The organism is Amycolatopsis sp. NPDC051061, from assembly GCF_040682935.1.
In the GTDB taxonomy this organism is placed as follows: Bacteria; Actinomycetota; Actinomycetes; order Mycobacteriales; family Pseudonocardiaceae; genus Amycolatopsis.
The window spans coordinates 136,023-153,251 of the sequence record NZ_JBFBBZ010000006.1 but is presented as its reverse complement, the minus strand read 5'-3'; the positions used below and the strand labels follow the sequence as shown (position 1 = coordinate 153,251).

The window sequence follows — 17,229 nt, the reverse complement described above, 5'->3', positions numbered from 1 at the left end:
AGTCCCTTTCAGTCGTGCTTCAGCGCCCGGGCGTCGAGGTGCCCGAACGGTCCGTCGTCGGCGCGGTAGGCGGCCGCCAGGCCCTCGGCCCGCGCGCGGTCGCCGCGTCGCAGCAAATCGGCCAACGCGTCGAAGCGCTCGGTGTGCACCGCCGCGCGGCGGCGCGCGTAGTCCGCGGCGGAGTCCTTGGTGACCATGAACGCCCAGTCGCTCTCCAGTGCCAGCATCGCCTCGGCCACGGCCTGGTCGGCGACGGTGTCTCGGGCCGTGGTCGGTAATCCGGCAACGAGTGAAAGGAGCCGTTCCTGCAGGGCGGTGTTGGCGTCGACCATGTCCTTGACCTGTTCGCCGTCCCAGACGCGCCAGTCCTTGCCCGAACCCCACGACGACGCGGGCAGCTCGATCGGTTCGCCGACGAGCCCGGCGTCGAGCGCGCCCTTCAGCGTCGTCACCCGGACGCCCGCCTCGGGCAGCGCGCGCAGCACGCCTTCCAGCCAAGCCGGCCCTTCGTGCCACCAGTGCCCGAACAGCTCCGTGTCGTAAGCGGCGACCACGAGCGCCTCACGCCCGTGTTGCTTTTTCAGCGAACGCAGCCGCGTCACCACTGTGTCGACGAAGTCCTTCACGTGCAGCCCCAGCACGTCCGCGGCCAGCGACGGGTCGTACGGCGCCTTGTCCGGCGGCTCGACCGTCTTTCCGGTGACGCGCGACGCCTTGAGGCCGACCTCGTGCGCCCAGGTGTGGAAGTCGCGGTAGGCGGCGTGGCCGGGGTAGCCGGCCTTCGGCGACCACACGCGGTAGGTGACCTCGAGGTCTCGTCCGAACGCGACCACGTCGCTGTCGCCGACCGGCCGGGCGGCCCAGGTGTCGCCGCGCAGCGACGGCCCGTCGACCATGAACCGCCGCACGCCGGCGGCCGCGTAGTCCTTTTCCATACCAGGCGCGTAGCCGCATTCCGGCGCCCAAATCCCTTCGGGCCGCGACCCGAGGCGCAACGCGGTGTCGGCCAGGCCGGCGTTCAGCGCGAACTTGCGCACCCGCGGGTCCAGCAGTGGCTGGAACGGGTGGGCCAGTGGCCCGCCGAGCAGCTCGATCGTCGAGTTGTCGACGAGAGAACGAAGGATGGGGGAGAAGCCGTGGCGCCAGCGGGTAGCCAGCTCGTCGGCCGCGCGGACCGCGGTCCGATGTTCGGCCGCCGCAAGCTCGCGCAGGACCGGGTCACCCCGCCACAACGTCGACGCGTGCTGGGCGCGCAGCTGCCAGTGGCCGAGCCAGTCGTGGAACGCGCGGATGCTGTACGGGTCGTCGAGCTGCGCGGCGAGCACCGGCGTGACACCCAGTGTCAGCACGTCCCGGCGACCTTCGGCGGCGAGCCGCTCGAGCAGGTCGACCATCGGCAGGTACGAGTGTGCCCACGCCTGGTAGAGCCATTCCTCGCCGACGGGCCAGCTGCCGTGGTGCGGCAGCCACGGCAAGTGGCTGTGCACGACCAGGCAGAAAGTGCCTTCGTTCACCGGCGCACCGCCACGGCGACCAGGTCGAGGCTCGCGTCGAGGTCGTCGCCGTGGAGGTCGAACCCGGTGGCCTCGATCGCGGCGACGTCGGCGAGCAGCGCTTCCGGCCAGACAGCCTGACCCGGCAGCGAGCCCATGACCACGTCGAGCTGGGCGTCGATGATCGAACCGCCGTACCGCTCGTCGAGCGCACGCACGGCCTCGCCGTGGTGCAGGCCGTGGAGCGATTCGACGTCGAAACCGGCGTCGGCGAGGAGGCCGGCCAGCTCGGCCGGCGCCAGCTCACGGGTGTGGTACGGGTTCAGCGGCGTGTCGCTGTCCGGGGTGAAGGTCAGCCGGTTCGGCGTCGTGACCAGCAGTTTGCCGGCCGGCGACAACACCCGCCGGCACTCGGCGAGGAACCCGGCCTGGTCCCACAGGTGCTCGATGACCTGAAAATTGGCCACGACGTCGACGGCGCCGTCGCGCACCGGCAGGAACGCCAGGTTCGCCCGCGCGACGGCGACCTCGGGGTAGCGGCGGGCGACGTGCTCGGTCGTCGGCACGTCGTAGTCCAGCGCGAGCACCCGGCGGGCCGTGGTCGCGAGGAGGCTCGCGCCGTAGCCTTCCCCGCAGCCGGCTTCGAGCACCGTCGCGTCCGCGCAGTGGGGGAGCAGGGCGAGGTAGGCGGCCTCGTGGCGGCGGAACCAGTAGTTCTCCTCGGCGATGCCGGGGACGGTCCGTTCGCCGGTCAGGTGCAGCGCCTCGGCCCGGGTGGCTGGGGTGGTCACCTCCGCGACCCTAGCGGGTGTCACGTCCGGCCCGGCCGTCTCGTTCCGTGGACATGCAACGGACAATCACTCGCGTTCTGCTCGTTCTCTTCGGCCTGGTCGAGGCCGTGGTCGGAATTTGGCCACTGGTTTCGCCGACCGGCTTCTACCAGGACTTTCCCGGTTTTCGCACGGGCTGGGTCGCGATGGACGGGCCCTTCAACGAGCACCTTCTGCGCGACTTCGGCGGCCTCAACCTGACACTCGCCGCGCTCTTGGTCGGCACCGCCGTGATCGGCACCACAGCCGTGGCGCGGCTCGCCGGCGTGGCGGGGCTGCTGTTCGGCTTGCCACACTTCCTCTACCACCTCGGCCACGTGTCGCACTTCGAGCAGATCGACCAGGTCTTGATCATCGCGACGACCGGGCTCGGCGTCGTCGTTCCGCTCGCGGTGCTGGCGATTCCGGGACGCCGGGTCAGTACACCGGCGACACCGTGATGCCGAGCGCGCCGGGTCCGAGGTGCGCGCCGATGACCGTGCTCGCTTCGACGACCATGCTCTCGGCCATCGCCGGCACCCGGCGTTCGATCTGCCGGCCGATCTCGAGTTCGTGGTCGCTCGCGCCGAACCGCGTGACGGCGATGTCGGCGCGGAAGCCGCCGGACTTCTTGACCGCGAGGTCGACCATCTTGGCCAGCGCCCGGCGCGTGCCGGGGACACGGGCCAGCGGCGCCACCTCGCCGTCCTTGACCGTGAGCAGCGGCTTGATCGAGAAGGCGGTGCCGAGCATCGCCTGCGCGGCGCCGATCCGCCCACCCCGGCGGAGGTACTCCAGCGTGTCGACGTAGATGAACTCGGTGCTGGTGAAGCACCGGCGTTCGGCGGCCTCGATGACGCGGCCGGCGTCCGCGCCCGCCGCGGCCGCCCGGGCCGCCGACACCGCGGCGAAGCCGAGGCTCATCCCGGTGGTGCGGCTGTCCAGGACGTGCACCGGGATGCGGACCTGCTGGGCGGCCTCGCGGGCCGCGCGGACGGTGTCGGACATGCGGCCCGAGATGTGGATGCTGACGATGGCGGTCGCGCCGGAGGCCGCCGCTTCCTGGTAGGTCCAGAAGAACGCCCCCGGATCCGGGGGCGAAGTGGTGATCACGTGCCCCTCTCTCATGGCGCCGATCACCTCGCCGCGGTCGAAGCGGTTTTCGTCGTCGAAGTGACCACCCAGGTTCAGCTGGATCTGGACGACTCCGATGGCCCAGCGGGAGGCGACGAGGTCGGGCAGGCAGGAGCTCGAGTCGGTGATGACGGCGATGCGCGCGGGCATGGTCGGGGAGGTTAATGCCTGGCACCCACTGCGAGTAGGCCGTGGTTGGTCCGATTGGACGAACGGCAGTTCGGGTGGGGTAACCGGTCGACTACCGGGACGATGGTCCCACTAAGTTGCGCATCCAGGTGAATGGCGTCACCTCGGCGGGTCCTGCGCGCCGATTGGCCCTAATCTACCGGCCAGTAGAGCACTGACCCGTGGTCGTCCGCGGGGCACAACCGGGAGGTCGAAGCAGACCCATGACGAACATCGTTGTCCTGGTCAAGCAGGTACCGGACACCTACTCGGAGCGGAAGCTCAACGGGACCGACCACACCCTTGACCGTGAATCCGCCGACGCCGTGCTCGACGAGATCAACGAGAAGGCCGTCGAAGAGGCGCTGAAGATCAAGGAAGCCGGCGAGGGCGAAGTCACCGTGATCTCGGTGGGCCCGGACCGCGCGACCGACGCCATCCGCAAGGCGCTGTCCATGGGTGCCGACAAGGCCATCCACGTCTCCGACGAGGCGCTGCACGGCTCCGACGCGATCGCCACCGCCAAGGTGCTCGCCGCCGCGATCGCCAAGGTCGAAAGCTACGACCTGATCATCGCCGGCAACGAGTCCTCCGACGGCCGCGGCGGCGCCATCCCGGCGATCCTCGCCGAACTGCTCGGCCTGCCGCAGGTCACCTACGCGCGTGAGGTCACGGTCGAGGGCACGACGATCAAGGCCGTTCGCGAGACCGAGGACGGCCTGACCCGCCTCGAGGCGAGCCTGCCCGCGGTGGTCAGCGTCGGCGAGAAGATCAACGAGCCGCGCTACCCGTCGTTCAAGGGCATCATGGCCGCGAAGAAGAAGCCGGTCGAGACGTTCACCATCGCCGACCTGGGCGTCGACGCAGGCGAGGTCGGCCTCGGCAACGCCTGGTCCACTGTGACCGAATCCTCGCCGAAGCCGCCGCGCACCGCCGGTGAAAAGGTCGAGGACGAGGGCGACGGCGGCACCAAGGTCGCCGAGTACCTGGTCGGCCAGAAGCTCATCTGACAACGGCTCTTCGAGGAGGATCCAAGAACATGGCTGAAGTACTCGTCCTCGTCGACCACGTCGACGGTGAGGTCAAGAAGGTCACGCTCGAGCTGCTGACCGCGGCCCGCGCGCTCGGTGAGCCGTCGGCCGTCGTCGTCGGCCCGACCGGGACCGCCGCCAAGGCGAAGCAGGCGCTGGCTTCCCACGGCGCCGCCAAGGTGTATGTCGCCGAAGGCGACGACGCCGCGAACTACCTGGTCACGCCGAAGGTGGACGTGCTCGCCGCGCTGGCGCAGCAGGCGTCCCCGGCCGCCGTGCTCGTCACCGCCAGCGGTGAGGGCAAGGAGGTCGCCGCCCGCTTGGCCGTGCGCCTGGGCTCCGGCCTGATCTACGACGCCGTGGGCGTCAACGGCGACGGCGTCATCGACCAGTCGATCTTCGGTGGAGCGTTCTCGGTCAAGTCGAAGTCCGCCAAGGGCGCGCCAGTCGTCTCCATCCGTCCGGGCGCGGTCGAGGCCGAGCCGGCCGAGGGCGCGGCGGCCGAGGAGACCGTCGAGCTCCCCGCCACCGACGCGGCGAAGTCGACCAAGATCACCGGCGTCGAGCCGGTGACCGGTGGTGATCGTCCGGAGCTGACCGAGGCCTCGATCGTGGTCTCCGGTGGCCGCGGTGTCGGCTCGGCGGAGAAATTCGACGTTGTCGAAAAGCTGGCCGACTCGCTCGGCGCGGCTGTCGGCGCGTCGCGTGCGGCTGTCGACTCCGGCTACTACCCGGCGCAGTTCCAGGTCGGCCAGACCGGCAAGACCGTGTCGCCGCAGCTGTACATCGCCCTCGGCATCTCGGGCGCGATCCAGCACCGCGCCGGCATGCAGACGTCGAAGACGATCATCGCCGTCAACAAGGACGCGGAGGCGCCGATCTTCGAGATCGCCGACTTCGGCATCGTCGGCGACCTGTTCAACGTCGCGCCGCAGCTGACCGAAGCGGTCGAGAAGCGCAAGGGCTGATCGTTGCTCCGAAGGGCCTTCCGGGAGCTTTTCGGAAGGCCCTTCGTGCGTTCTCGGGACCTGAGAGAAGCCTGAGAACCCGCAATTAACTGAACGTGCACTAATCGGTCATCGGATGGCACTCTCCGCGGTTTCCTCCGCGCGGGTAAACCTTGACCATGACGACGTCACAGCTCCTCGTCAGCACTGATCACGCGGGTGCCGACCTCCCCGCGGACGCTCCCCGGTACTCCCTCCTCGTCGCTCACGCGAACGAAGAAGTGGTCGCCGCGCAGAGGTTGCGTCACCGGGTTTTCGCCGAGGAGATGGGCGCGCGGCTGCACTCGCCGATCGCCGGTCTCGACGTCGACGAGTTCGACGAGTTCTGCGATCACCTCGTGGTCCGCGACGACAACACGGGCGAAATCGTCGGCACCTATCGGATGCTGCCGCCGGACCGCGCCGCGCAGGCCGGGAAGCTCTACGCCGACAGCGAGTTCGACCTGAGCGCGCTGGACGGGCTGCGGCCATCCCTGGTCGAAACCGGCCGGTCGTGCGTGCACCCGGACCACCGAAGCGGCGCCGTCGTCAGCCTCGTCTGGGCCGGGATCGCCCGGTACATGCTGCTCTCCGGCCACCGCTACCTGGCCGGCTGCGCGTCGGTCCCGCTGGTCGACGGCGGTTCGTTCGCAACCGGCGTCTGGGACGTCCTGCGCACCAAGCACTACTCGGACGAGGCCACGCGCGTCTCGCCGCTGATCCCGTGGGACGCGTCGGCCATCGAACGTCCCGACCGCTCGATCCTGCCGCCGCTGATCAAGGGTTATGTCCGGCTGGGCGCCAAGGCCTACGGGCCGCCCGCGCTCGACGCCGACTTCGGCGTCGCGGACTTCTTCGTCGTGCTGGACCTGCACAACGTCGACGAGCGGTACCTGAAGTTCTTCCTCGGGGTCCAGGCATGAGGCACGCCTGGATGCCGGCCTCGCCGTGCGGCGACGGCTGCTTGACCGACGGCGACCCGGTGGTCGGTTTCCCGCGGCGCGCCCTGCGCGTCACCGCGGCGATCTTCGTCGTTTTTTCGGCAGTGGTGACGGCGCCCTTGCTGCTGGTGTCGTGGGGTCGCGAGCGCCGGGTCCGGCTGATCTTCCGCGGCATGCTGGGGGCGTTCGGCGTCCGGCTGGACATCCGGGGCGGCGCCGATTTCCTGACCGCGCCCGCCGGCCGTGGCGCGCTGGTGGTCAACAACCACATTTCGTGGCTGGACATCGTCGCGATCAACGCGCTGCGCCCGATGCGCGCGCTGGCCAAGAAGGAGATCGCGGGCTGGCCGGTGCTGGGCGGCCTGGTCCGCCGCGGCGGCAGCATCTTCCTCGACCGCGAGCGGCTGACGACGCTGCCGGCCACGATGGCGTCGCTGGCCGACGCGCTGCGGACGGGATCGCTGGTGAGCGTGACCCCGGAAGGAACGACGTGGTGCGGCCTGGCATCGGGCCGCTTCACGACGGCGACGTTCCAGGCGGCCATCGACGGCGGCGTTCCGGTCCGCCCGATCGCGCTGAGGTACCGCCTCGCGGACGGCCGCGAGACGAGCCGCCCGGCGTTCATCGGCCCGGAGTCGCTGATCGCGTCCCTGCGCCGGGTCGCGGCGCTGCGCGGGCTGGTGCTCGAGATCCACATCTGCCCGGAGATCGCCCCGGGCCGGGCGGAGAACCGTCGTGAATTGGCGGCTCTCGCCGAGGCCGCGGTGCATTCGGCGCTGGGGACGGTGAAGATCCCGGCCCAGCAGCGGCGCCGGACGCCGCGTCCCCAGCCGGTCCCACTGGCTTCGCCTCCCGCGAAGTGATCCGGGCCCTGTCGCCGCGATCCGGCGACAGGCCCGGGTCGGGAGGCGTTCGTGGTTTGGCGAGCGCGGGCCTGTCATCGTGATCCGATGACAGGCCCGTCCGCCGGTTGACGACTCTCCGGCGTTCGCGCCTGCCCGAGAACGCCGTCGGCTTGGACCCGCCTGGCCTGTTCAACCGACGGTGAGCGTGAGCTTCCCGCCGGGGTGCCCGTCCTCGCTCTCGATCTGCGCCGCAGCAGCCTCGGCCAGCGGGTAGCTCTTTCCCTGGGCGATGCGGACGCCGCGGTCGGTCACCCAGCCGGCGATCCCGGTCAGGACCTCACGCGACTGCTCGCCCCCACTCGAGAACGGGATGTCCAGTTCGAAAGCGGCCCCGTCGGCGATGGTGATGATCCGATCTTTCGTGCGTCGCAGCTCGACCGACCCTGGCAGCACCCCGTGTCCCGCGGCGTCGAACACGGCGTCCACCGGCCCGGGCGCGGCCTCGCGGACGCGCTCCAGCCAGCCGTCGCCGTAGAGGACCGGCACGACGCCCAGCGACTTCAGGTCCTCGAGGTTCCGGCTGCCGGCGGTGCCGATGACGGTCAGTCCCTGGGCGATGGCCACCTGCGCGGCGAAGCGTCCGACGGTGCCGCTGGCGCCGTGGACCAGCAGCGTCTCGCCTTCGCGAACCTTCAGCAGTCCGAGAACGCGAAGGGCCGTCTCGCCGGCGACGGGCAGCGCCGCCGCGTCAGCCCACGAAACACCGGCGGGCTTCGGTGCGAGCGTCTTCGCCAGCGCGTACTCGGCGTACGCGCCGGTCTCGGACCAGCCGAACACCTCGTCACCGACGGCGAAGTCCGCGCCCTCGCCGACGGCGTCGACGACGCCGGCCACCTCGAGACCGGGAGTGTGCGGGAAGGGAACCTGGAAGTTCTGCTGCATGAAGCCGTTGCGGATCTTCCAGTCGATCGGGTTGATCCCGGCGGCCCGGACGGCCAGCCGGACCTGTCCCGGGCCGGGCTCCGGCACCGGAACCTCGGACAGCTGCAGGACGTCCGGCCCGCCGTAAGCGGAGAAAGTGATCGCTCGCATGGTGTCTCTGCGCTCCTCGAGTTCGTGACTTCGAATGTCCTCCCCAAGGAGTCAACTCGCCCGGCTATTCCGCCGAACCACCCGGACGAGCAGTGTTCACTATCCGGACGAGCAGGTGGCCCGAGTCCGGGCGCGCCTACGTTGGACGCATGGACGCTTCCTGGTCGGATCCGCGACATGTGCTGGACGTCGTCGAACGGCTGCTCTCGGCGCCGCGGCCCCACCTGCTGCTCCGGTTCTCCGCCGAGCTGGGGAAGCTGATCCCGCACCACGCGGCCGCCATGCAGACCGGGGACTGCCCGCGCAGCCCGCTCAAGGTCGTCGGAGACCAGGCGATCGCCGACGCCGTGACGAGCGTCGAGCTGCAACGGCTGGTCGACCGCAGCGAACCGGGCAAAGCCTTGGTCGTCGACGGCGTGCTCGGCGGCGTCGAGCGCCGACTCGTCCTCCTTTCGTCGATGCCGGCGGTCGGCAAGGGTGCCGTGCTCGCCCTGGTGCCGAGGACACGGAGCTGCCGACGGCGGAGTTGGAGCTGGCCGCGCAGCTGTGGCACGTCCTCAGCACCGACGCGGGCCAGCGCGCGGCCGACCCGGGCCCGGACGTCCTGGCCAGCAACCTCGCGGCGGCCACCGCGCGGGCCCAGGCGATCACCGACCTCGGCCAGACCCACGCGGCGACCCTGGCGACGCTCCTGGCGGTGTTGCGATCGGGACGCCTCTCCGACGTCGTCGCCCGCCGCACGGCGGTCGACCTGGCGACCGACGCGCTGCTCGAGCTGAAGGGCGTCGTGGACCGCGACCAAGCCCTTTCCGAAGAACGGGCAGCTGCGGCCTTCGCCTTGCTCAGGACCCAGCTCGCCGACCTGGTCCGCCACACCGAGGTCGAAGTCGACCTGGTCGACCCGGCGGGCGACGCATCGCTCCCGCAGGACATCGCTCACACGGCGCGGACGATGACCCGCGGCCTGGTGCTCGCCGCTTTGGACCGTCCGGCGACCACGCGCCTGCGGGCGTCGTGGCGGCTCGACGGCTCGGTCTTGCGGATCACGGTCCGCGACGACAGTCCCGAAGTCGCCGACGCGATCCCGGCCCGCGGGCTGACGGAGCGGCTCAGCGCCCTCGGCGGCCACTGGGAGGTCGACGCGGTGCCCGGCTGGGGAACGACGGTCACCGCGGTCCTCCCGCTCGGTATCGCCGAACCGCCGGAGCTGCGTCCACTCGACCGGCTCAACCCGCGCGAGGTCGAAGTTCTGACGGGGATCTCGCGGGGCCTGCGCAACCGGCAGATCGCCGAACAGCTGCAGCTCAGCGAGCACACGGTGAAGTTCCACGTCCGCAACATCCTCGACAAGCTGGACGTGAGCTCCCGCGGCGAGGCCGCCGCGCTGGCCCGCGACCTGCGGCTGGAGCCGGTGGCGCACCGCACAGCCTGAATCGGCTTGACCTCCAGCGGGCTGGAGGTTGCACGCTGCTGATCATGGCCTCGACGCTCGACTCAGCACCCCGTCGCCGCAGCGTGCTCTGGACGGCGGAACATCGCCTGACCACGATCGCGCTGCTGCTCGTGGTCACGTTGGTCGCGTTCGAGAACATGGGCGTCGCGACGGCGATGCCGACCCTGGTCGCCGACCTCCACGGGCTGTCGCTGTACTCGTGGCCGTTCACGATCTTCCTCATTTCGAGCGTGGTCGCGACGGTGCTGTCGGGCCGGATCGGCGACCGCCGCGGCCCGGCCCCGGCGTTGCTGGCGGGGCCGGTGTTGTTCGCGGTGGGCCTGGTCGTCGCGGGGACAGCGAGCGGTATGCCGACGTTCCTCCTCGGCCGCGCGCTGCAGGGCTTCGGTTCGGGGCTGCTGCTGGTTTCAGTCTCGCTGCTGATCGCGTTGACGTTCACCGACCAGGAACGCCCGGTGATCTACGCGGCGAACGCGGCCGCCTGGGTCCTGCCGGCGGTGATCGGGCCGTCCGTGGCCGGCGTGGTGACAGTCAGCATCGGCTGGCGCTGGGTCTTCCTCGGCCTGGTTCCGCTGGTGGTGGTCGGAGTGGCGATGCTGGTGGTGGTCGTCCGCGGTCTTCCTGCGCACTCGCCGTCCGGCGACGGCCGCCGCGCGGGTGTCGTCCAGGCGATCATCGCTGCCCTCGGCGTCGCGGCGTTGACGTGGGCAGCCCAGCACCAGTCGCTCCTGGCCCTCGCCTACGGCACAGCCGGGCTCGTCGCCCTGGGCTTCGCGCTCCGGACGCTGCTCCCGACCGGAACGCTGTCATCCCGCCCCGGCCTGCCGACGGTCGTCGCATCCCGCGCTTTGATCGCCGGTGCGTATGCCGGGATGGAGGCGTACCTGCCCCTGACGATGAGCGCGGTCCACGGCTACAGCCCGGCCCTTGCCGGACTTCCGTTGACCATCACGGCCCTCGGCTGGTCAGCGGCCTCAGCGGCACAAGGCCGGTTCCTCAACTGGTCCAGAGAGGCGTCGCTTCGCACCGGGTTCTGGCTGGTCGCGGTCGGTTTGGTCTGCTTCGGCCTCGTCTCTCAGCCCTGGTTCCCCGCTTGGACGGCGTTCGTGGCCTGCGCGGTCGGCGGCGCTGGCATGGGGATCGCGATGCCCGCGATCTCCGTCCTCCTGCTCCGCTACTCACCCGAAGGTGAGCGCGGCTTCAACACCTCGGCGATGCAGCTGGCCGACTGGGTGGGCTCCGCGCTACTCATTGGCCTGGGCGGCGTCCTGCTCGGCGTGGTGGGGTCGGTTCTCGATCCCTCGCCGGCGATGGCGCTGCTCACGGTGGCCTTGGTGGCCCTCGCGCTGCTGGGGGTCAGACTGACCGGACGCTGGCCGTCGAAGGTGTGACAGCCCACTTCGAGGGCCAGGGTGGGCTTCGTCACGCGGTGGAGCGGACTACCCTGAAGGAGCGATGACCTATCTCGACCACGCGGCGACCACTCCGATGTTGCCCGACGCCATAGCGGCGATGACCGAGGCGCTGTCCAACGTGGGCAACGCCTCCGCGCTGCACTCTTCGGGCCGCCGCGCCCGGCGGATGGTCGAGGAAGCCCGCGAAACCATCGCCGACGCCCTGGGTGCCCGCCCGTCCGAGGTAATCTTCACCGGCGGCGGCACCGAGAGCGACAACCTCGCGCTCAAGGGCATCTTCTGGGCCCGCCACGACGAGCAGGAGCAGCGTCGCCGCGTCTTGGTCGGAGCCGCGGAGCACCACGCCGTTCTCGACACGGTCGAATGGCTCGAATCCCACTGTGGCGCCGAGATCACGCTGCTGGAAGTCGACAACCAGGGCCGCGTGTTGCCGGACGTGCTGCGTGCCGCCATCGCCGCGGATCCCGAAACCGTGGCACTGGTGACCGTGATGTGGGCCAACAACGAGGTCGGGACGATCAATCCGATCGCCGAGCTGGCCGCGGTCTGTGCCGAGTTCGACATCCCGCTCCACACCGACGCGGTCCAGGCCGTCGGTGCTGTCCCGGTCGACTTCGCGGCGAGCGGCGCCGCCGCACTCACCCTGACCGGACACAAGCTCGGTGGGCCCTTCGGCGTGGGCGCTCTCCTGCTCGGCCGCGACGTGACGTGTGTTCCCCTCCTGCACGGCGGAGGCCAGGAGCGCAGCGTTCGCTCCGGCACCCTCGACGTCCCGGCGATCGTCGGTTTCGCGGCTGCGGTTCGATCCAGCGTTGCGACGCGAACCGATTACGCAAAGCGTGTTGAGGAGCTCCGCGACGGACTCATCGAAGTCATCCAGCGCGAAGTCGCCGACGCCATCCTCAATGGCGGCGACGGTGAGCGGCTGCCCAGCCATGCGCACTTCACATTCCCCGGTTGCGCCGGCGACAGTCTGCTGATGCTGCTCGACGCCAAGGGCATCGAATGCTCGACGGGGTCCGCCTGCACGGCTGGCGTCGCCCAGCCGAGTCACGTGCTGCTCGCCATGGGTGCCGACCCTGCGGCAGCTCGGGGTTCTCTCCGTTTCTCCCTGGGTCACACATCCACTGCCGCGGACGTCGAGGCGGTCGCCGCCGAGATCGGCGGAGTCGTCACGCGCGCCCGGCAGGCCGGCCTGGCCGGAATGCGCAAGCAGAACCAGAAGCAAGAGGTGTAAGGCAATGCGGGTTTTGGCCGCGATGAGCGGAGGAGTGGACTCGGCGGTGGCCGCCGCGCGTGCGGTCGATGCCGGGCACGACGTCGTCGGCGTGCACTTGGCGCTGTCGGCCAAGCCGGGCACCTTGCGGACCGGGTCGCGTGGGTGCTGCACGATCGAGGACTCACACGACGCCCGGCGGGCCGCCGACATCCTCGGAATCCCTTTCTACATCTGGGATTTCGCAGAGCGGTTCACCGAAGAAGTTGTCGAGACGTTCGTCGGTGAATACGCCGCCGGACGCACGCCGAACCCGTGCGTCACCTGCAACGAGAAGATCAAGTTCGAAGCTCTTCTAGAGAAGGCGATGGCGCTCGGCTTCGACGCGGTCGCGACCGGCCACTACGCGCGCCTCTCAGTGGACGACGGTGTGCCTGAACTGCGTCGCAGTGCTGACAGTGGCAAAGATCAGTCCTACGTGCTCGCCTCCCTCACCGCTGAGCAGCTCAGCCACGCCATGTTCCCCCTGGGCGACTCCTGGAAGACCGATGTGCGTGCCGAGGCAGAGCGGCGCGGTCTGTCCGTCGCCAACAAGCCGGACAGCCACGACATCTGCTTCATCCCGGACGGCGACACCAAGAAGTTCTTGGAAAACCGACTCGGGCAACGTCCTGGCGAGCTCGTGGACGCGGAGACCGGCGCGGTGCTTGGCCGGCACACCGGGGTGCACGGATTCACCATCGGACAGCGCAAGGGCCTCGGGATCGAGGCTCCGGCGCCTGACGGCCGTCCTCGATATGTCCTATCGCTCGAGCCGGTTTCCGGCTCCGTCAAGGTCGGTTCCGCAGCGGGGCTCGGAATCGAGACGATCGAGGCAGACCGCGCGATCTGGCCCAGTGGTGAGCCGCTGACCGAACCGACTGAATGCGTGGTGCAGGTCAGGGCGCACGGAGGCATCGTCGACGCGGTTGCCGACGTCCACTCCGACGCCATGACGGTGCATCTGCGCGAGCCGCTGCGCGGGGTGGCCCCGGGTCAGGTCGTCGTGCTCTACCGGCCGGATGCCGAGGGCGGGGACATCGTCCTGGGCAGCGCGAAGATCTCGGGCACGCGCTGACCGTCGGTCATTGCCGTGGCTTCTTGCGGCTTCGGTTCGCTCGTCGTCGGCCGGCCTGCATCGACGGCGGTGTCGTCGAGTGCGTCTGGCCGGCTGGGGTGGCGACATTCACCGTGCCATCAGGGGTGACTTCGTAGTCCCAACCGGGCTGGCTCTTCAGCCGGCGGTGCCGCGAGCAGTACGTAACCGGCTGATCCGCAGCTTGTTCGGCCTCACCCTGCGCCCGGGTCGCCTCGATCGCGCAATTCTGCGCGGGACGTGTGCATCCGGGCTGCCGGCACTCGCGATCCCGGACCCGGATGAACTCGTCATGCGCCGGGTCCAGCGGGTACCGCGTCGGCGACAGCTCGATCACTTGCCCGGTACGCGGATCGGTCAGGACCCGCCGGAGCGTCGTGTCGGAACCGCTGATGATGCGACGGGCCACTGACGCCGCGATGGGCCCGCGTCCGGCCAGAATCGCCGGGAAGTCGTTCGCGCCGAGGTAAGTAGCCAGGTCGACGTGGAGGAACACTTCGGTGCGCTCGCTCGGCCCGCCCGTTCCGCTGAGCAGGAGATCCATGGCGACGTCCGCTCGAAGCTGGTCCAGTGTCCGAGACTCTTCAGGCGTCTTCAACGCTCGAGCGGCCCGGTCGATACGTGCGTAGGCCGCAGTCGCCTTCTCGGTGGGCGCGTTGTTGATCGAAAGACTGGTCACGCCGGTGTCCTGGTGGTGCAAGGCCAATCGCCGTTCGACGAAGCTCCGTTCGGTGCGCTGCGCCGCACCTTCCGGATCCGCTTTGGCGGCTGCATAGGCTGCGGCCCGGCGAACTTGGGTGGCATTGCGTCCCGTAACGCGGTCCTCGAGCATCGCGTCGACGAGGCGTACGTGGTCCCTGGACAGCCATGCTGTCGCGTCGGTGACCTTCATGGCGCGATAGAGGTCGAGTCGACCGTCGTCCATGAGGTTGAGCATGCGAGGAAGCCGGGCGATCAGCGCGTTCGCCGCCGAGACTATGGCGCCGGCTCGGTGTTCCGTGATGGACAAGGTCAACGCCACTTCCGAAGCAGCGCCGGGAGCCCGTCTCCGACGCACGCTGAGGTCTGCGATCGCCCGTAGCTGCAGGGCTTGCAGCTTCGAGATCTCGGCATCGGTGACGCGGATCAGGTCGACGACCTGGTCGTCTTTCATGCGCTGCAACACATCCGGGTCGGCGCGGATCGTTCTCAGCACGAACGGGAGCTTGTCGTAGGTGCTCATGGAGTCAGCAGGAGGGGCAAGTTTGCGGAGCGGTTGTGAAGGTGCCATGAGTGCGACCGTACGAGGCCTCGGAGGAAATGTCACCGAGATTCAGAATAATGGGTGATAAAGGGAGCGAACGGTCCGTTCGCGCCCTTCGCGGCTTGACGGACTCGAATCAATTAGGAATGGTTCACGTGCGCGGACGTGTGCGTCACTGAAGCTGGGAAGGGAACTGATCGAGATTATGTCCTATGTGGATGAGCGAGAACCTGTTGGAAGACAACGACTTCGGCGCTCAGAGCTTGAGTTTGAACCCGGTGTGGCTTGGAAGGAAACCGAGCCGCTCGTAGAACCGGTGTGCGTCGGTCCTCAAGACGTCCGATGTGAGCTGGACGAGCGCGCATCCGCGTCGTCGCGACTCGTCGATCGCCCAGCGCATGAGCTCGGCGCCGAGTCCGGAGCCGCGGTGGTCGGCGTGGATCCGGACGGCTTCGACCTGACCGCGAAGGGCGCCGCGCCGGGCGAGGCCGGGGATGATCGTCAGCTGCAGTGTCCCGACCGGTTCGTCGTCGGAGGTCACGACGACCAGGAGCTGGTTCGGATCTGCGTCGATCTGCTCGAAAGCGCACAGGTAGGGATCGAGGTCCTTGGGATCGTCGCGGGTCGCACCGAGCTGGTCGTCCGCCAGCATGCGCACTATCGCACCGATGTCCTCGCGCCGTGCCCTGCGGATGGTGTAGTCGCTCACGGCGCCAGTATCACAGGACGCGGGTGAATCCTTGATAACTCAGCTCGAATCCGAAGCGGGCGTAGAAGTCCCGCAGGTCGACACGCGCGAGGCCCGAATCGAGGTGGAGACGGCTACAGCCTCGCCGGCGTGCTTCGTCGATGCCCCAAGTCAGAAGCGCGCTGGTCACTCCGCGCCGCGCCGCGCGGATGCCTTCGAGCAAGCCGCGGGTCGCGCCTTCCCAGCCGAGTCCTCGCAGCACTGTCAATTGCGCAGTGCCGGCGACGCCGTTGTCGTCCTCGGCGACGACCAATGTGACGTGCGGGGTGGTCATGAGCTCCCGAAGTGCGGCTGCCAGCGGCTCGCCCGGTGCGCCGAACAGGCGCACGAGCGCCTCGACGTCCGTCGCTCTGGCACGTCTGATGACATCCATTTCATCCAGTATGCAGGATGCCGGCCGAGTGTCGTAATTGCGACGATGTGGCTACCCGCGGTGCTGGTTACGACGTCGCTCAGGTTGTCGTGTAGTGGCGGATGCCGTCGACGGCCTGAACGGCCAGTTTGCCCTGGGACACCAGCAGGTCGAGATGTGCCGCTGTCTCCAGGACTGCGAGCGTCTGGTTGAAGGAGTCCATTTCGGACAGTTTGCGGTTGCGGCGGGTCCAGCCGATCCGGTGCGCGGCCTCGAATGCGGTGCTCGCACCGGCCGTGATCTGAGAGCCGATCGTCTCGAGGCGTTGTCGATGATGTTCCAGCAGTTCGTCGACCCGGGTGTGCACGCTTTCGGACACGGGACCGTGGGCGGGAAGCATGCGACGGTCCGGCATCGCGCGCACCAGGCGCAGCGAGTCGATGAAGTCGTTGAGCGGCAACTCGGCCGGCACGGGTTGGAACCCGATCGAAGGCGTGATGTGCGGCAGCACGTGATCGCCGGAGAACAGCAGATCGGCGGTCTCGTCCACGAACACGACGTGACCGGCTGTGTGACCGGGAGTCGCGACGACGTCGAACTCGCGGCCGGGCAGGATCGGGCGACGTCCCGGTGTCAGCCACTCATCGGGAGCTTCCCACAGGTCAGCCTCCGTGTGCCGGCGGTCCGTACCGAAGTCACGGGCCAGGGCTTCGACGACTTCGCCGGCGCCGGCTTGGAACAGCAGGTCGATCTGAGCTTCCATCGGCAGCCGGTCAGGATTGCCGGAAGCCTTCAACGATGGCTCCTCGTCCTGACCCAGGGCGATCTTCGAGCCGAATTCGCGGCGAAGGACGACAGCTTGCGAATAGTGGTCGCGGTGCACGTGGGTCACGAGGAACTCGCTGACGTCGGCGAGCTCCGCGCCGATCCCGCCGAGCGCGTTCGCGAGCTGTTCCCGGGCCACGGTCAACGCCCAGCCCGAGTCGACCAGGACCAGTTTCTCGCCGTCGGTGACCGCGTAGACGTTGACCGCGCGAAGGGCGTCGTTGGGCAGCGGCAACGGGATCCGGTAGACACCCGCCGAGACCTCGTAGATACCGGGCTCGGTCCAGGAGTTCCTGTCGCTGCTTTCCGGCAACGGTTCCACGGTGACCTCCGTCCCGGCGAG

General features: G+C 69.3%; 17 protein-coding genes. 9 read left to right on the top strand and 8 right to left on the bottom strand.

The features are described 5' to 3' along the window. Positions 1-8 precede the first annotated feature (8 nt). Positions 9-1,514 carry a glycoside hydrolase family 57 protein gene (locus AB0N03_RS10490; protein ID WP_364368487.1) on the bottom strand — a complete coding sequence of 502 codons (1,506 nt, stop codon included), beginning with the start codon at positions 1,512-1,514 and terminating at the stop codon, positions 9-11. Then, positions 1,511-2,284 (bottom strand): class I SAM-dependent methyltransferase, encoded by a 774-nt coding sequence (locus AB0N03_RS10485; RefSeq protein WP_364368484.1) that lies wholly within the window; start codon positions 2,282-2,284, stop codon positions 1,511-1,513. Before AB0N03_RS10485 ends, AB0N03_RS10490 begins: the two co-directional genes overlap by 4 nt. Before the next feature lie 53 nt (positions 2,285-2,337). Between AB0N03_RS10485 and AB0N03_RS10480 the strand changes: the two genes are divergently transcribed. Next, positions 2,338-2,763 (top strand): hypothetical protein, encoded by a 426-nt coding sequence (locus AB0N03_RS10480; protein WP_364368481.1) that lies wholly within the window; start codon positions 2,338-2,340, stop codon positions 2,761-2,763. Here the strand turns inward: AB0N03_RS10480 and AB0N03_RS10475 are convergent. Next, positions 2,741-3,586 carry a DegV family protein gene (locus AB0N03_RS10475; RefSeq protein WP_364368478.1) on the bottom strand — a complete coding sequence of 282 codons (846 nt, stop codon included), beginning with the start codon at positions 3,584-3,586 and terminating at the stop codon, positions 2,741-2,743. The two genes, AB0N03_RS10480 and AB0N03_RS10475, sit on opposite strands and share 23 nt — an antisense overlap. A 242-nt stretch (positions 3,587-3,828) precedes the next feature. On the opposite strand from AB0N03_RS10475, the gene AB0N03_RS10470 reads away from it, so the two are divergent. From AB0N03_RS10470 to AB0N03_RS10455, 4 genes are all read left to right on the top strand, one after another. Beyond that, positions 3,829-4,614, top strand: a complete 786-nt coding sequence (locus tag AB0N03_RS10470; RefSeq protein WP_364368475.1) for an electron transfer flavoprotein subunit beta/FixA family protein — start codon at positions 3,829-3,831, stop codon at positions 4,612-4,614. Between the two features lie 29 nt (positions 4,615-4,643). After that, positions 4,644-5,603, top strand: a complete 960-nt coding sequence (locus tag AB0N03_RS10465; protein WP_364368472.1) for an electron transfer flavoprotein subunit alpha/FixB family protein — start codon at positions 4,644-4,646, stop codon at positions 5,601-5,603. Positions 5,604-5,761: 158 nt separating this feature from the next. Continuing rightward, a complete protein-coding gene (locus AB0N03_RS10460; RefSeq protein ID WP_364368469.1) occupies positions 5,762-6,544 on the top strand; it encodes a GNAT family N-acyltransferase in 783 nt (260 codons plus the stop codon). Next, complete coding sequence (locus AB0N03_RS10455; RefSeq protein ID WP_364368466.1) at positions 6,541-7,425, top strand: lysophospholipid acyltransferase family protein; 885 nt, start codon at positions 6,541-6,543, stop codon at positions 7,423-7,425. Before AB0N03_RS10460 ends, AB0N03_RS10455 begins: the two co-directional genes overlap by 4 nt. Positions 7,426-7,596: 171 nt before the next feature. Here the strand turns inward: AB0N03_RS10455 and AB0N03_RS10450 are convergent, their stop codons facing one another. Further along, a complete protein-coding gene (locus AB0N03_RS10450) occupies positions 7,597-8,499 on the bottom strand; it encodes an NADP-dependent oxidoreductase (protein WP_364368464.1) in 903 nt (300 codons plus the stop codon). 526 nt (positions 8,500-9,025) lie between these two features. Between AB0N03_RS10450 and AB0N03_RS10445 the strand changes: the two genes are divergently transcribed. The 4 genes from AB0N03_RS10445 to mnmA all read left to right on the top strand — a co-directional run bounded on the left by AB0N03_RS10445 (position 9,026) and on the right by mnmA (position 13,700). After that, the gene (locus AB0N03_RS10445) at positions 9,026-9,931 is read left to right on the top strand and encodes a LuxR C-terminal-related transcriptional regulator (protein ID WP_364368461.1); all 906 of its coding nucleotides are present in this window, start codon (positions 9,026-9,028) and stop codon (positions 9,929-9,931) included. Positions 9,932-9,975: 44 nt separating this feature from the next. Beyond that, entirely contained in the window at positions 9,976-11,343 is a 1,368-nt protein-coding gene (locus AB0N03_RS10440; protein WP_364368458.1) for an MFS transporter, read from the top strand. Positions 11,344-11,407: 64 nt separating this feature from the next. Then, entirely contained in the window at positions 11,408-12,604 is a 1,197-nt protein-coding gene (locus AB0N03_RS10435; protein ID WP_364368455.1) for a cysteine desulfurase family protein, read from the top strand. A gap of 4 nt (positions 12,605-12,608) precedes the next feature. Next, on the top strand, positions 12,609-13,700 hold the full coding sequence (mnmA, locus tag AB0N03_RS10430; protein WP_364368452.1) for a tRNA 2-thiouridine(34) synthase MnmA: 1,092 nt from the start codon (positions 12,609-12,611) through the stop codon (positions 13,698-13,700). 7 nt (positions 13,701-13,707) lie between these two features. Here mnmA and AB0N03_RS10425 read toward each other — a convergent pair whose 3' ends face one another. The 4 genes from AB0N03_RS10425 to AB0N03_RS10410 all read right to left on the bottom strand — a co-directional run bounded on the left by AB0N03_RS10425 (position 13,708) and on the right by AB0N03_RS10410 (position 17,208). After that, positions 13,708-14,940 (bottom strand): DUF222 domain-containing protein, encoded by a 1,233-nt coding sequence (locus AB0N03_RS10425; RefSeq protein WP_364368449.1) that lies wholly within the window; start codon positions 14,938-14,940, stop codon positions 13,708-13,710. A gap of 277 nt (positions 14,941-15,217) precedes the next feature. Then, positions 15,218-15,670 carry a GNAT family N-acetyltransferase gene (locus AB0N03_RS10420; RefSeq protein WP_364368446.1) on the bottom strand — a complete coding sequence of 151 codons (453 nt, stop codon included), beginning with the start codon at positions 15,668-15,670 and terminating at the stop codon, positions 15,218-15,220. A gap of 10 nt (positions 15,671-15,680) precedes the next feature. Next, positions 15,681-16,082 carry a GNAT family N-acetyltransferase gene (locus tag AB0N03_RS10415; protein ID WP_364368443.1) on the bottom strand — a complete coding sequence of 134 codons (402 nt, stop codon included), beginning with the start codon at positions 16,080-16,082 and terminating at the stop codon, positions 15,681-15,683. Positions 16,083-16,161: 79 nt separating this feature from the next. Next, positions 16,162-17,208 (bottom strand): MBL fold metallo-hydrolase, encoded by a 1,047-nt coding sequence (locus AB0N03_RS10410; RefSeq protein WP_364368441.1) that lies wholly within the window; start codon positions 17,206-17,208, stop codon positions 16,162-16,164. Positions 17,209-17,229: the final 21 nt, after the last annotated feature.

What these genes read in the sequence shown, in the direction of transcription:
- AB0N03_RS10480 (WP_364368481.1), top strand. Translation starts at nt 2,338, where the DNA reads ATGCAACGGACAATCACTCGCGTTCTGCTCGTTCTCTTCGGCCTGGTC.
- AB0N03_RS10475 (WP_364368478.1), bottom strand. Translation starts at nt 3,586, where the DNA reads ATGCCCGCGCGCATCGCCGTCATCACCGACTCGAGCTCCTGCCTGCCC.
- AB0N03_RS10470 (WP_364368475.1), top strand. Translation starts at nt 3,829, where the DNA reads ATGACGAACATCGTTGTCCTGGTCAAGCAGGTACCGGACACCTACTCG.
- AB0N03_RS10465 (WP_364368472.1), top strand. Translation starts at nt 4,644, where the DNA reads ATGGCTGAAGTACTCGTCCTCGTCGACCACGTCGACGGTGAGGTCAAG.
- AB0N03_RS10460 (WP_364368469.1), top strand. Translation starts at nt 5,762, where the DNA reads ATGACGACGTCACAGCTCCTCGTCAGCACTGATCACGCGGGTGCCGAC.
- AB0N03_RS10455 (WP_364368466.1), top strand. Translation starts at nt 6,541, where the DNA reads ATGAGGCACGCCTGGATGCCGGCCTCGCCGTGCGGCGACGGCTGCTTG.
- AB0N03_RS10450 (WP_364368464.1), bottom strand. Translation starts at nt 8,499, where the DNA reads ATGCGAGCGATCACTTTCTCCGCTTACGGCGGGCCGGACGTCCTGCAG.
- AB0N03_RS10440 (WP_364368458.1), top strand. Translation starts at nt 9,976, where the DNA reads ATGGCCTCGACGCTCGACTCAGCACCCCGTCGCCGCAGCGTGCTCTGG.
- AB0N03_RS10435 (WP_364368455.1), top strand. Translation starts at nt 11,408, where the DNA reads ATGACCTATCTCGACCACGCGGCGACCACTCCGATGTTGCCCGACGCC.
- mnmA (WP_364368452.1), top strand. Translation starts at nt 12,609, where the DNA reads ATGCGGGTTTTGGCCGCGATGAGCGGAGGAGTGGACTCGGCGGTGGCC.
- AB0N03_RS10425 (WP_364368449.1), bottom strand. Translation starts at nt 14,940, where the DNA reads ATGAGCACCTACGACAAGCTCCCGTTCGTGCTGAGAACGATCCGCGCC.
- AB0N03_RS10415 (WP_364368443.1), bottom strand. Translation starts at nt 16,082, where the DNA reads ATGGATGTCATCAGACGTGCCAGAGCGACGGACGTCGAGGCGCTCGTG.